Here is a 14602-nt window from a genome sequence, read left to right on the forward strand (position 1 = left end):
ATCTTTTGCCTTCGGTGCACTTTTTTATTGAGGCATCGCGTCGTCCCGCGCCCGGCGCTCGCGCTCGATCGCGTCCAGAGCGTCGTAGGCTTCCGCGCTCCCGAAGCTGAGCATCGACGAAAGCCTCGCGTAGGCGCGCATTCTGCCGATTCGGTTGCTCATCGCCGTGATCTGCGCCACCGTCGCCTTCACCGCCGCGGTGTTGTCCAGATTCTCGCGCATCAGCCGCGCCAGCAGCTCGCCGCGCGCCTTCACGTCCCTGCGCAGCATCTCCGGCTCGCCGCCGCACACCGCGTCCAGCAGCGCGGCGTCCGCCTTGTCCAGCCCGCGTTCCAGCAGCAGCTTCGCAAGCGCGATCCCCTTCACCTTCAGCTTGCGGATCGCCGCCGGGTCCGAATAAAGCTCGTTGTGCTCGCGGATGAAGTCCTGAATCATTCTCCGCGATTCCGCGCCGATGTCCTTCAGGCTTCCGTAGGCGTCGCGCTTCTTCTTCGCCCGCTCCTGCTTCGCCCGTTCCCGCGCCCGTTCCCGCGCACGAGCCCGAATCGTCTCCTCGCTCTCCTCCATCTCCGAAAGAGAAAATTTTCGCTTGCCGATTACTTCGCCGAGTGCATCATTGGAAAAATCTTCCTCCGTAAGGAGCGAAGGATTCCCGCGCTTTGAAGCCGCCGCTGGCAATTGCAGCCTGTTCGACCGCAGATAAGCGCGGGATTTTTGTTGGTTCACGTAGAGCGCGAGGCCGTCGTTCATGAATCCGAGGATCTGCCTTGCAGGTCTCCCGTAGATGCTTGTGATTTTGTTTACGCGTTTTCCGCGTTCTTGAGAGCTTTGATCTACGGCGACGGACACGACGGATTTTTCTCCGGTGTTCGCGTCCATGATTTCTACAAGCACGACGACGGAATCTTCCGGTCGCGTCTTTGAAGTGAACACAGCCATCGGGTCGTCGATGTTGGTCAGCAGGTCGCGCAGGTCGCCGACGGCGATTCCGTGCTTTTCCTTCGTGATCTTGTTCAGCGCGTTCCCGGAAATCACAATCGGCAAATCGTCGATTCCGCACGCCTTCCATACCGTCGGAACTCTTTCCAAAACTTTGTATTCCGCGTCTCCTCGAAGCTTTCCCGCCTCATACGCGTCCAGCACGCCGTTCCACGCGTCCTGCTCTTCCATCGAAATCGAATAAAGCCGCGAAACCTTGCGTCCGTTTTCATCGGTTTCCTTCCACTTCAGCGTCGAGAACAGTCGGTCGAACGCCGCGCTGACGCCATCCGCGTCCAGCTCCTCGATCGTCGGATAGTAGGCTCTCATCATGCGGTCGTCGAACTTGACGAGCAGGTTTCTTCCCACTTTGTCCAGCTCGGTCTTCAGCGCGAGCAGTTCCGAGCGGACGCGTTGCCGCTCCGCCTCTTCCGATTTCAGAAACTCGTTCCGCTTCTCCGAAATCGCGTCGTTCAGCTCGCGCACGCGGGATATCGCCTCCGAGCCGTTTTTGACGCGACTTAAAACGTAGGTCTCGAACGCTCTCGCGACCAGTTCTATGTTTTTCGAAAGATACGCCGCGCCCTTCTCGGCTTCGCGGGAACGTCTCGCGAAATCGCTTTTTTCAACAGCGTCCTCAATCGCCTTGAACGCGTCGGCGATTTCCGCGCGGACGGGATCTCCCATCGGTAAAGACCTGCGCGTCTCGTAGCGATTGTCGCGCCATGCTTGAGAAAGTCCGCCGAACCAGTCGTGCAGCGCGTGCATCCACTCGTGCGCGAGCGAGCCGTGGTCGTAAACATGGATCTTGTGATCGCCTCCGTGAATGTAGGTGCCTTTTCTCCTCGTCGTCGCTCGCCCGGAAACGTCGAGATCCAAGTCGCCGAATCCCACGGCGCTCGGCGGCACGTCCACGATTTCCGCCAAGTCCAGCAGCGCGTCGTAAACTTCCTTCGGCGTCGTCCATGCTTCGCCCTTGCGCTTTCCGACGTTCACCTTCTTGAACCCGAACGTGTTCGCGATGAACGCCGTGCTGTTCTTCAGCGCGTCGCTCTTCGCGCGCCAAGGCTCCATGTCCACGCGCCGCTTCAGCGCGCGCTCCGCTTCGTCGAGCTTCGCGACGTCCTCCGCGCTCTCAACCTGTTCCCGCATAGCGTCGAACAGCGGCAAACCTTCCGTCCCTTCGAAGTTGAAATACTGCTGCCCCAGCGAATACCTTATGTCCGGATTCTCCCGCGCATACGTCCCGACGTTCTCCGTCGCGCTCTTCACGCCGGCAGGATTGAAGACGACATACGTCGCAGTCTTTCTCCCGAAAGATCCGGAATCCTCATCCACGTAAACGCCGTCAAAGCCAAGCCGCTTCAGCTCGCCCGTCAGAATGTTTCTCGCTTTCTCGCCGAGCGCGTCGTTCGCGTTCGTCCATTTCTTGAGAATCGCGGAAGATTTTTCTTGGAGCGCCTGATACTCTTTGTTTTCGGAAATCTTGATGGAGCCGCGCATGTGCCACAACGACGAATAGAGCGCGTCTATCTTTTTTTCGACTTCCTCAAACTCCTTGCCGAACTGCACGTCGTTTGAGTGAATCGTCTTCTGCGCCGAATCATAGGCTTCGTTGTTGCGGACAAACTCTCTAACTTCCGCGCGATTCTTGAATCGCTTGATGTTCGACGCCTTGGCAAAGAGGCCCATCTGCTTCTTGCCGCGAAGCCCGATGTCTCTGTCGTCCGGCTTCAGAAACACGCCCACCGGCATCTCGGAGTCGCCCGCCGAATTTTTGCGCGCGTTCGTGTCGAACGCCGTAAAGTCGTCGCCAGTCTGATGGTAAACCACTCTCGGTTCCCCGTTCTCGTCAACCACCTTAGAGACGCCTTCTTCGTTGACTTTATACGCCTTTTTGGCGAGTATCAGCCGCGAAGTCGGAAACGCGCTTCCTTTAGTGGGAGTCTTGAACGCGTTCTCGACTTTTTCTTTTAACTCAACTTCATGCAGGTAAAAACCTTGCCGATTCGGTCGCGTTTCAACGACCACTTCGCAGATATACTCCTTGCCTCCGATTGTAATCGGAGCGGCGAGAACCGCCGTGTCGTAGCCGCGATTCTTCCAGTTCGTCTGCCGGTCGAAAATGATCCCGTGCTCAATGACGCTCGGAACTGCCGCGTAAGCAGCGCTCTTCAGGCTTCCGATGCCGTGCCCGAGCGAATCTTTGACGCCCTCCCGATCGAGCCGCACGGTTCCGAGCGTCGGATTCACGGCGAAGCCGTTGTGCTTTTCTTTCCAAAACGCAGTCACTTTTTCAGTAAGCGGAACGCTGTCTTTCTGGAACTCCGTTCCCGTAAGACTGTGAATCGGCGACATCTTAAAAATCTGCTCGACCTGACGGGCAAATTCCCAATCCCCGAACCACCGCTTGAAGCGCTTTGTCCGCACCAGCACCCACTGCTCCGCGTTCAGATTCGACGGCGAGCCGTTCGGAGCTTTCCCGAATGTGCCGTTTTTCTGCGCATCTTCGCGGATTTTCGCCTTCTCCGCCTCGATTTCCGCCAAGATCTCGGGCTTTGCGCGTCCATCTTCGCCGAAGTCGCTCGGCTCAAGATATTCCGCGCTCGCCTCCATCGCCAGCGAAAACCGCACGTCCGACGCCTTCGCGGCGACGCCGCGCACCTTCGCCGCGCGGTCTTCCGCGTCGTCGGCGGCGTATTCCTCAACGCTCACGCCCGCGTCCTTCAGCGCGCTCACGACAGCGGCGTCCGTTCCCGCGGGAACGACGGCGGCACGGAACTCGTCCAGCCCGACCGGGCGCCGGAACTTCGTCTCGAAATATTTCGCCGGCAGATTCTGCATCAGCTCCTTCACCGCGCTCAGTTCCTGCGCGAGCTTCTCTTCGATCTCGTAGCCGTATTCGTTTTCAAGATACGATTTCGGGTCTTCCTCGGCGAACGCCTCCTTCAAGCGGCGCACCGAGTAGTCGAAATTCATGAACGGGTTTTCGACGAGCTTCTTTTTCGCGTTGATCGCGTTGAAGACGCCGACGAGCCGGTCCTTCGTCTCCTCGACGGCGGCTTCCGCGTCCGCGTCGCTCAGATTCAGCAGCTCCTTCTTCGAGCGTATCTGCTTCAGCGAAGTCATGCTCTTGAGCAGGCTCGCCTTGATCGAGCCGAAATTCGTGTCGTCGCCCGAATCCTTTACCGCCTTCTTGTTCATCTCCTTCGAGATGTTTTCGAGCGTCGCGTCGATGTAGCGCGAACGCCCCGTGCGCGTCTCTCCGGCATAGATCTGCTCGCGCGCGCCGAACGATTTGAGCAGCTCGTCGCGCCACTGCACGTATTCGTCTTCGAGCCTCATCGCCGAAACCTCGCGCACCGCGTCCGAAACCGTCCCGACCGCGTCGAGCTTTCCGCCTTCGCGGTAGTCCGAGCGTGCCCGAGCCAGGAAATCGCGGATCACGTTGTAGTTGAGCAGCCCTTTCTCGTCGGTGAGCATTTTTTTGAGGACGTTCTTTATCTTCTCCGACGCGTCCGGCTTCTCCGAAACCTCGAAATAAAGATCCGTCAGCGCGCGTTTCTGCGCGTCGCTCAGCTCGCTCTCGAAGGCGAAAAACGATTCGTTCCCGAGAATGTCGATGACTTTCAGAGCCGTTCCTTCCGGGAAGTGGATCGGCGTCACTCTTTCTGGAACGGGGATTCCGCGCTCCTTCAGAAACACGTAGCGCAGATACTGGTTGTTCCCGCGTCCGCTCAAGATCGCGCGCGTGTCCGTCTTGACGTGCTGCGCGATTTCCGGATTGCCGACGCGTCCGTCGATGTAGACATCTGCAGCCTTCATCGTCTTTTCGTTCCCTATCAGCTTTACCGGCGGCACCATGGGCGTCCACGCGTCGCCGGCATACGTTCCCGCGTTGCGCCCCGTTTTCTTGTCGATGAGAGTCCGCGGCGCGATCAGAGTGATCGCTCCGAAGCCCGTTCCCGCGCGCGCGTTCAGATCCACGACGCCGAGCGAGGGATTAGCCAGCCCGCCGAGCGCGATCGCCTTGCGAAGCTTCTCCTCCGAAATCTCGTGCAATCCCACTAAGCTTGCCGTTTCCGCGTCGATAGAATACTTCCGCGCCAGTCCGCTCTGTTCTGCCTCGTATCCGGCGAGCGAATACTTTCTGCGGCTCTCCAGATAGGCGTTGACTTTCTCCGCCTCCTGTGCGACCTTTTCCTTGCCGTCGGTAGTGGGCGGGGTGCCTTGGGTTTTCCCATTGTCCGCATTTATGGATTCAGTTCCTCGTGCCGACGGCTTTTTTATTTCCTGAAGCTCGACGGTGTAGATGCGGCTCCCGTAGGAAGTGCCCTCCTTCACGAGAATGTCCGCCTCCGCGGGAACGCCGTTGAAGACAATCAGCGCGGCGAAGCGTCTGATTGATTTAAGGTTTGGGTCTCCGTCCGCGTCTCCTCGTTCTTCGAAAAGGTAAGCGCGACGGAACAGGTCGGCGATGTTTGCCGCCGCCGTGTTGTGCTGCTCGCGCGTAAAGCCGTTCGCCTCGGATTTCGCCGCCGCCTTGTTGGAAACGAGCTTGTCGCGCTGATTTTTCGCAATCTTCGCGCGGATTCCGGTTTCCGCGTTTTCGATTTCGACGTCCTTGAGCTTCAGCAGCTCTTCGTTCACTTCCGCGTTTCTCCGCGCGATCATCTTCGGCGTCGCCGCCTCGAAAAGCCTGCGTCTCTCCTCGATGGTCTCCGCGTCCTGCTCCGAAAGCGAATAACGCGCGTTCTTCTCGCCGTTCGCCTTGTCCAGCGCGCGCTTCATCAGCTCGCTCTTCGAGCCCCAGTCCGTCTCTGCGCCGAAGAGTCCCATGTCGTTGCCCTCCAGCCCGTTCTCGCGCTCGACCTCCGAGACGTAGCCGATCAGCGTCCGCCCGAAAAGCCCCGTCTTCCTGTCGAGCATCAGATTCGCGAGCATCTTCGCCGCGCCCAAGTCCAGCCCGGCGCGCACGTTTTCGCCGATGCCCTCCAGCGCGTTGCCCTCGAAATGCGTCTCGATCAGCTGCTCCGTCGTCCGCGCGTCTCCCTTGCGCTTCAGCTCGCGCACGGCGAGAGCGGCCTTCAGCGCCGCGGCGAGCTCACGCGAAACGTCGTAGCGCTCGTTCTCCTTGAGCCGAGCCAGATCGACGGCAAGGTCCATCAGCGTGTTCAGCGCGTTCTTCAGCGAATAGGGCGAATCGAACAGATCCGTCGCCGCCTCGCGGTCGCCGATCACGTAGGCGACGAGCGCCTCCTGAATGCGCGTCGCGAGCGTCTCCTTGAAGCCCTCCTTGCGGTCCTGCACGTATTCCGTTCCCGCGTTCACCGCCTGCACGAACGCGACCACGAACGCGTGGTTCTTCTCGCCGAGCAGGTCGTCTTCGCTGCGCGCGTTCAGCAGCGGCAGGCATTTCCCCAGCTCGCGCGCGTCCGCGTGGGCGCGTTCCGCCGTCGAGTAGGCGCTCTTCATGTCCATGTTGCTCGCCTTCGCGAGCGCCGCCCAGCTCATGCCGCCAGCGTCCTTCGCGACGCGCACGAGCACGGGCTTCCTCACGCCTTCCGGGACGGCGACGCCGTGTTCCCGCGCGAACTTTTCGAGCGCCGCGCGATACTGCGCCTCCGGCTCTCCGCCCCACTCGTAAACATCTTTGAGCAGGCGAGAACGCCCCTCGCCGGACACGGAACGCAGCGTCCCGTCCTCAAGCTCGCGGTAAATCGGAGCGCCTCGATCGGTGTGCGCGTCTTCGAGAAGCCGCTCCGCGACGAAGTCTTCGAGCATGCCGTGCGTCTGAAGCTTCGTCCGACGCCCTTCGCGGTTGCGCTCCTGCTCGTCCTGCTGAGCCTTGTCGCTCACATCGACGAACGTCAGCTCGTCCGCATCGACCACGCGGTATTCGCCGCTCACCACGACGGAGTTCTCCGCGCTCGGAGTCCGCGCGCTCCACGCGTTGCGTGTTCCCGCAGGATTTCCGCTTGAATACTCGCTTCCGCGCCCGTTTTCGCCCGAAAAACCGCCCGAAGCGTTCCCGCTGTCCGTTGCCCGCTGTCCGTTGTCCGCCTCCTGCATCGCGCGCGTCAGCCGCTCGCTCGCCTCGCGGAAAACCTCTTCCGCGGCGACGCCGCGCTTCTTCGCGACGCGCACGAGCAGCTCGCGAAACGACGGATACGCGCTCGGAAACTTGTGCTTCTCGCCCGCCTCGTCCGCGTAGGCGCGGTAAATTCCCCACTTGTCCTCCGTGACGCTCACCGCCGCGCTCCCGCCGAAGGAAACCTTCCCCTTCTCGTCGAAAATCGGCTTGACTTCCGAGCCGTTTTCCGAAGCATCTCTAGGCGTCGGCAAGTTCGACGGAAGAGCAGAAAGGGCTGCTGCCGCTTCCTTCTCGGAAGTCAGTATGAGGAGTTGCCCGTCCTCGCGTTGAGCTTGCCGCTTCATTTTCTCAAGCCCCCGAGAATCGACGAGACGCCATCCGACGATTTCCGTGTTCTCTTTCCCGCGATTCACTTCGAGAACAACGACGGAATTTTTGTCTTTCGTCGAAATCGCGACCCAGTAATTCGGACGCGTGATCGCGCGCGTCTGCCCGACTATGTCCGTCGAATAAAGCGCGCTTTTCAAAATCGCTCGGCTCGCTTCCGGAGAAAGCTCCGCATGCGCCCGCGCGTTTTTCTCGAAAACGTTTTTCTTGATGACGACGCGCTTCCCGCCCGAGCCGATCGCGTCGGACACGTTTTGAGGAAGCGCCGGAAGCGCGATGCTTCGCGACGGATTCGTGAAGTCCGCATCGCTCAGATCCTCCATCTTTTCGATGTTATCGAAAATGAGCGCGCCGCGCTCGTCCACGGGATTCCCTTGCGTGTCCCTCGAAACCGCGCGTTCCCGCCCGAGCTTTCGTTCATGCGCATCCACCAGCTTGCTCTTTTCCGCGTGCCACGCACGGAACTTCTCGTAGCTTTCCTTGAAATCCTCTTCGGCGTAGGCTTTTTCCTTTTCAGTCCTCGGCACGTTGACCAAATCTTGAAGCGCGCCCATCAAACTAATCGTGAGCTTGAAATCGCCAAGGGTATGATACATCTCGACGCCGTCTTTGACGTATCCGAACATCCGCGCATACCGTTTCCAAATCTCTTGAAACTCGGGCTCGATCCCTCGCCAGTCCGGGTTCTTTCCGGCACGGAGGTCGGCAAGCCATTTCTGCACGAGCGCGTCGATTTCCTCGCTCTCCCGGCGAAGCAGCTCGAACTCCGCCGCGGCGCGGCGACGTGCTCCTTCCATCTTTCTCGCTTCTGCTTCCGGAGTGTCCGCTTCGTCGAGTTTTACAGCTGCAAGCCTTTTGCCTTCCTGCCACTCGCGGATCAGCTCTTCGTTCGTCATGTCGCGAACGGACTTCTTTTCATTTTCCGGCTTCGCTTCCTGCGTCCCGCTTTCAGTCCCTTCCGTCCTTTCAGTCTCTCGCGTCCCTTCTTCCCGCTTTCCCGCAGTCTCTGTTCCAGCCGTCTTTGTCTCTGTCTCTGTCTTTGTCTCTGTTCCTTCCGCGCGCCGCGCCTCGAACGCCGCCTTGCGGTAAAGCTCGACCGCCTCGCTCACCTCGCGCTCGAACTTCGTGCCGCGCACCGCGTTCACGAGCCGCTTCAGAAAGTCCAGCAGCTTTCCGAAAAATCCCTTGTTCGCGCGGCGGGGGCCGGGGCTTCCCCTTCGGATTCGGCTTCGCCTCCTCCTTCGGGGAATCCCCGTCCCCCGCTTGCGAAAACCTCTCCGGAATCCTCACTTCTTGGGTGCACTTCTTTATGAGGCATCACCCTGAAAATTTTTTTGCCTTCGGTGCACTTTTTTATTGAGGCATCGCGCGATCGTCTCCGAGCCGTTTCTCGCCTTTACCCGTTCGGGGAAAAGAATTATGCTCGCGCGCAGTTTATTCATGTCCGCTCTTTCCATGAAGTCCTTGTGCGTCCCGACGGTTCTCGCCCTTTTCGCGGCGGGGGGCGCGTTCGCGCGCGCGGACGAGGTGCGCCTCGAAGACGGCTCGCTGATCCGCGGAAAGATTCGGGGCATCACCGAAAACGTGCTGACGGTCGAGCCGGATTTCGCCAAAGGCGCCTTCAAGATCGACATGGCGAAAGTCGAAAACTTCTCGACGGACGAGGCGATCTTCATGACGACGAGCTCCGGCGCGACGTTTCACGGCGTCGTCGTTCCCGGCTTCGGCAGTTCGGTCAGCATCAGTTCGCTGCACGGGATCGCCGCCGCGGGAACGCCGGAAGTCGCGGAGCTCTGGCGCGAAGGCGACCCGAGCCCGGCGGAGCGCGCGCTCAAATCCAAGGAACGCCGCTGGAACTTCACCATCGACGCCGGCTTCACGGGAACGTCGGGCACGACGGACTTCGCGCAGATGCTCTTCGGCTTCAACGCCTACAATTCCGGGCCCTACGACAAGCTCGTGCTCGCGGCGAGCTTCCGCTACAGCGAGACCAACGGCGAAAAATCCCAGGACAACCTTCACCTCATCGCCGACTACGAAGACAAGTTCTACGCGCCGATGCAATGGTACGCGCGCACCGACAATGGCTACGACAAAATCGCGCGGCAGAATTTCTTCACTACTTCGGCGCTCGGTCTCGGCTACGGCATCGTGGACCGGAAAAACTGGGCGGTGAACTTCCGTCTCGGCGCCGGTTTCCGTTACGAGAGCTACGAGGAAGACGCGATGATCGAGGACGTCAGCACGCCGACGGGCGACGTCGAGCTGAACAACCGCTACGAGGCGGACTTCGGCACGCTCTACAACAAGATCAATTACTCGCCTTCGCTCGACGATCCGCGCGGCAACTACGTCCTCACGCACGAATCCTACTTCGAAACCGCCTACTACGAGAACAAGGTGGGCATCCGCATCGGCATGAGCAACGTCTACAACAGCATCGTCGCCGAAGGCAACCGCCACCTGGATTCGACGTTCTACGTCAAGCTCGTGTTCAAAATCAAATGACGCCTTTCCCATGAACGATTCAAAGATCGATCTCGACCACGTTTCCGCGCTCGCGCGCATCGAACTCTCCGACGCGGAAAAGACAAAATTCGCCGGCGATTTTCAGACCATTCTCGGCTTTTTCGAAAAACTGAACGCCGCGGACGTCTCCGCGCTCGAGCCCTGCGCCCACGCGTTCCCGGTGTACAACGTGCTCCGCGACGACGTTCCTGGCGAGACGCTCCCCGTCGAAGCCCTGCTGCGCAACGCGCCCACCGCCCGCGAGGATCAGATCGTCGTCCCCCGCGTCGTCGACGACGGCGAATGAGCGAGGCTTCGCGATTTCAACGCAGAGAACGCAAAGACTTTTTCGACCGTCGCGCCTCGCGCTTCAAAAATCGTTCGCGTTCATTCGTGCAGATTCGTGGTTAAATTTTAATTTCTTTTTTCAATGGAAAATCTGATTTTCAAAACGGCGAGCGAACTCGCCGCACTGCTCGCCGAGAAAAAAATCTCCGCGCGGGAACTCATGAGCGCGCAGCTCGACCGCGTCCGCGAAATCGACGGGAACGTCCGCGCGTTCCTCGCGATCGACGAGGCCGACGCGCTCGCCCAGGCCGACGCCTCCGACGCGCGCCGCGCCGCGGGAACGCCGCTTTCCGCGCTCGACGGCGTGCCCGTCGCGATCAAGGACAACATCGCCGTCGCCGGGCAGCGCTGCTCCTGCGCCTCGAAGATGCTCGAAAATTTCGTCTCGCCCTACGACGCGACCGTCGTCGCCAACCTGAAGAAGGCCGGCGCCGTCGTCTTCGGCCGCCTCAACATGGACGAGTTCGCGATGGGGTCCTCGACGGAAAACTCCGCGTTCGCGAAGACCGCGAACCCATGGGACCTCTCGCGCGTTCCCGGCGGCTCCTCCGGCGGGAGCGCCGCCGCCGTCGCCGCGGGAATGACGCCGCTCGCGCTCGGCTCCGACACGGGCGGCTCGATCCGCCAGCCGGCGAGTTTCTGCGGCGTCGTCGGGCTCAAGCCGACCTACGGCACCGTCTCGCGCTACGGCGCGGTCGCGTTCGCGTCCTCGCTCGAACAGGTCGGACCGATGGCGCGCAGCGTCGCCGACGTCGCCGCGCTCTACGACGTGCTCGCCTCGCCCTGCGCGCACGATTCCACCGCGCTCCCGGGTCCGCGCACGCCGACGCTTCCCGCCCTTTCCGCTCCCGCGAAAAAACTCAGAATCGGCCTGCCCAAGGAATTTTTCGGCGGCGACGCCGCGATCGACGACGCCGTGAAGAGCGCCGCCGCGTGGTTCGAGGCGCAGGGCTGCGAGCTCCGCGAAGTCTCGCTCCCGTCGATCGACCTCGCGATCCCGACCTACTACATCATCGCGACGGCGGAGGCCTCCTCCAACCTCGCGCGCTTCGACGGCATCCGCTACACGCACCGCAGCGCGCGCGCGACCGACGCGATCGACATCTTCGCGAAAAGCCGCGGCGAAGGCTTCGGCGAGGAAGTGAAGCGCCGCGTCCTGCTCGGCACCTACGTGCTTTCCGCCGGCTACTACGACGCCTACTACCTGCGCGCGCAGAAGCTCCGCACGCTCATCCGCAACGAGTTCGACGCCGCGTTCGCCGACGTCGATCTGCTCCTCGCGCCGACGACGCCCGAAACCGCGTTCCCGCAGGGCGGCAAGACTTCCGACCCGCTCAAAATGTACCTCGGCGACATCTGCACCGTTCCCGCGAATCTCGCGGGCATTCCCGCGGTGTCGCTCCCGTGCGGCTTCGACGCGGCGGGAATGCCGATCGGCCTGCAGATTCTCGGCAAGGCGCTCGACGACGCCTCCGTCCTCGCCGCCGCGCACGCCTTCGAAACCGCGCACGACTTCTCCGGCCGCGTCCCGCCGCTTCGTCAATGAATAATTGACAATGAATAATGAACAGTGCGCTCCAAGGTTTTTGCCCGAGCAAAAACTTTGAGTGCGCAATTGTTCATTGTCTGCCATTCTCCTTCGGCGCGAAGAAAAACCGCGAAGGGAATGGAGGTAAAAAGACTTCGGCGGGAACGCGGATTGCTCAGAGCTGCTCGACGCTCTTGATCTTCACTTCGCCGTTGAAGGCGTTTTCGGGAGCGCCGATCGTGCGCATCGGGAAGACGAGCGTGGAGATCTTGTGCGACTCGGGGAACTTGTGCCGCACGGGGCCGCCGATCTTCTTGCCGTCCGCGTAGAGCGTCACGTCGCGCCCGCGCGCCTCGACGGCGAGCTCGACGGTCTTGCCGACGGGCAGGACGTAGTCGAACGAGAAGTCCCACGCGTCGCGCGTGAAGCCGACTTTTCCCGTTTCCTTCTGCACCGCCTTGAACGCGCCGCAGGGCGCCGAAAAGAGGATTTCCTCGCCTTTGCCCGCCGCCGCGCGACGCACGGTGAACGTGATCCGGTAGTTCGGCGCGAACGAATTGTCGCGCGGGAGCCGCACGAAGGAGTGTCCGCCCTTGAGCTTGAAGACTTTGCCGCCGCCGGAGACGTCCGCGTTCTCGCGTTCGGCGCGCTTGAGCTCGTCCGCGCTCGCGGGAACGTGCGCCGCCATCCTGAAGCGCGGGTTGATTCCCGGCGGCACGTCGATTTCGGCGAGCACCTTTTCGAAATCCGCGAACGGGCGGTCCGTTCCCGTCGCCCAGGTCTTTTCCGCGATGACGGCGGAGCTTTTCTGAATGCGGTCGAAGAGGTCGTAGTCGGTCAGCCCGGTGTCGCGCCGCCAGCTGTTGTCGTTCCAGAGCGCGAACTGCGCGCCGAGGAGCTTCGGGTGTCCGGGCGCGACTTTCTTGCTGCCCATCACGTGCGGCGCCCAGGTCGGGCCGTAGAGCTTCTGCAGGTTGAGCAGGTCGCCGTAGCCGCCGACGCTTCCGGTGCCGCTCGGCACGATGTAGGTGTCGCCGTCGAGAATGTTGATGATGTCGTAGCCGAGGTCGAGCGCCTCCTGCGGGTCCTGCCAGTGGAGCGACCAGATGTCCATCTGCACGCCTTCGGAGACGACGGGCGTGCCGCCGCGCTTGTAGCTGAGCGAGCCCCACAGCCGCGGCGTGTATCCGCGCGACTTCACGTATTTGAGCATCGCGTCCGCGAACGCGCGGTAGTCCTCCGAGGAGCCGTAATACTCGTCCGTGCCGATGTGGACGACGCCGCCGCGGAAGACTTTTCCCTCCTTGCCCGAGGGCTTGAGGTATTCGTCCATGACGCTCTGCACGTATTTCAGCGTCTCGTCGCGGTAGGTGCGCTTGCCGCCCTTCGGGTAGGGCGCGGACGAGGCGTCGAGCATCGCGGCGCGCTCGACGTCGTGCTCCTTGTGCACGCCGCCGCGGTACATCAGGTCGGGGCGCGCCTTGACGAAGCTCATCGCGTGCCCGGGAACGTCGATTTCGGGAACGATGCGCACGCCGTAGCCCTCGGCGGTCTTCTGCAGCGCGATGAAGTCTTTCTTCGTGTAGAAATAATCCGTGCTCGTGAGCCCGGGCACCTTGGATTCGAGGCGGAATGCGGTCGGCGCGGCGGCCATGACTTCGTCGAGCGCGCGCTTCTTGTCCTCGGCGGACGCGTTTTTGCCGCAGGGAATCTTCGTGTAGTCGTGCAGCCAGATGAAGTTGTCGTTCAGGTGCAGCTGCAGGTCGTTGAGCTTGTAGAACGCCATCGTGCGCGCGACGTTCGCGACGGCCTCCTTCGTCGCCGGCTTGCGCCCGACGTCGTAGGAAAATCCGCGCAGCGGGTACTGCGGGTAGTCCGCGGCGTTCCCGCACGGGAACGAGGGCTTCGCGCCTTTTTTGCCGCCCATGGAGTTCTTGAAGCCCTGCAGCAGCGTCTGCGCCGCCCAGTTCGCGCCGACGGGAGCGACGCCGGAGACGACGACGCCGTTGCGCGTCACGGCAAGCTCATAGCCTTCCTCGCCGAGCCGCGCGTCCGCGCCGAGCTCGAACACGATCGCACGCGCGGCGGGCTTTTCCTTCGCGGTCTTGAGCTTCACGCCCGTGAGCGCGAAAAGGTCCCTGCGGAAATTGTTCACGTGCTCGGCGAGGAGCGGGTGCTTCTTCATCAGCGCGGGATCGCACCAGAGCGAGACGCCCGAATCGAGCTGGAACTCGCCCGTCTTGCCCTCCCATTCCTGAATCGCGGGAACGATCGCCGGCTTGCCCGCGCCCGTGTTGCCCGTGGAAAAAAGCACCGTCAGCGTGCGCGCGTTCTTCCCGTCCTTGTCGCCGACGGTCACGAGGCAGGTCTTGTCCGAAAGCGGAAAACGCATCGAGCCGTTCGGCGCGACGAGCTGCTCGAAGTCCGTCGCGAGGATTTTCGCGCCCTTGGCGTCCTTGGGCATGAACGCCGCGAACGACGCGCCGCGCTTGAACTCGGCGGCGGAGACGACGACGTCCGGCTTTTCGTTCGCTCCCGCGCGCGCGGGAACGCTCTGCGCGAAGGCGGGCACGCCGACCGCCGGGAACGCCGCGCACGCGAACGCGAGCGCGGAAAGCATAAGAAGGTGATTTTTGCTCATGATTTCGATTCGAATTTCGTTTTTCTTCGGGGAAATTCCGCGCGGACGTTCGCGTGCGCGCGGCGAGACCAACTGAATCCGCGAGCTTATTTCGCGCCCCCGAAGCGTCAAACATTTT

General features: G+C 61.6%; 5 protein-coding genes. 3 read left to right on the forward strand and 2 right to left on the reverse strand.

Features of this window, described 5'->3' with window-relative positions:
* Positions 1–24 precede the first annotated feature (24 nt).
* Entirely contained in the window at positions 25–8355 is an 8331-nt protein-coding gene (locus ACQREB_RS05300) for a hypothetical protein (protein ID WP_427766180.1), read from the reverse strand.
* Positions 8356–8914: 559 nt separating this feature from the next.
* Here ACQREB_RS05300 and ACQREB_RS05305 point away from each other — a divergent pair.
* The 3 genes from ACQREB_RS05305 (at position 8915) to gatA (ending at position 11861) form a co-directional block, all read left to right on the forward strand.
* Positions 8915–9967: a DUF481 domain-containing protein gene (locus ACQREB_RS05305; protein ID WP_427766182.1), complete on the forward strand. Its 1053-nt coding sequence runs from the start codon at positions 8915–8917 to the stop codon at positions 9965–9967.
* 10 nt (positions 9968–9977) lie between these two features.
* The gene (gatC, locus tag ACQREB_RS05310; protein ID WP_427766184.1) at positions 9978–10274 is read left to right on the forward strand and encodes an Asp-tRNA(Asn)/Glu-tRNA(Gln) amidotransferase subunit GatC; all 297 of its coding nucleotides are present in this window, start codon (positions 9978–9980) and stop codon (positions 10272–10274) included.
* A 123-nt stretch (positions 10275–10397) separates the two neighbouring features.
* On the forward strand, positions 10398–11861 hold the full coding sequence (gene gatA, locus ACQREB_RS05315) for an Asp-tRNA(Asn)/Glu-tRNA(Gln) amidotransferase subunit GatA (protein ID WP_427766185.1): 1464 nt from the start codon (positions 10398–10400) through the stop codon (positions 11859–11861).
* 157 nt (positions 11862–12018) lie between these two features.
* Here gatA and ACQREB_RS05320 read toward each other — a convergent pair whose 3' ends face one another.
* A complete protein-coding gene (locus tag ACQREB_RS05320) occupies positions 12019–14484 on the reverse strand; it encodes a family 20 glycosylhydrolase (protein ID WP_427766187.1) in 2466 nt (821 codons plus the stop codon).
* Positions 14485–14602: the final 118 nt, after the last annotated feature.

The sequence above is a fragment of the Candidatus Spyradosoma sp. SGI.093 genome, from assembly GCF_050314555.1.
Taxonomy (GTDB): domain Bacteria; phylum Verrucomicrobiota; class Verrucomicrobiia; order Opitutales; family UBA953; genus Spyradosoma.

Excerpts from the sequence above, each read along its gene's own strand:
- gatA (WP_427766185.1), top strand. The coding sequence starts at position 10,398 with ATGGAAAATCTGATTTTCAAAACGGCGAGCGAACTCGCCGCACTGCTC.
- ACQREB_RS05320 (WP_427766187.1), bottom strand. The coding sequence starts at position 14,484 with ATGAGCAAAAATCACCTTCTTATGCTTTCCGCGCTCGCGTTCGCGTGC.
- gatC (WP_427766184.1), top strand. The coding sequence starts at position 9,978 with ATGAACGATTCAAAGATCGATCTCGACCACGTTTCCGCGCTCGCGCGC.
- ACQREB_RS05305 (WP_427766182.1), top strand. The coding sequence starts at position 8,915 with ATGAAGTCCTTGTGCGTCCCGACGGTTCTCGCCCTTTTCGCGGCGGGG.
- ACQREB_RS05300 (WP_427766180.1), bottom strand. The coding sequence starts at position 8,355 with ATGACGAACGAAGAGCTGATCCGCGAGTGGCAGGAAGGCAAAAGGCTT.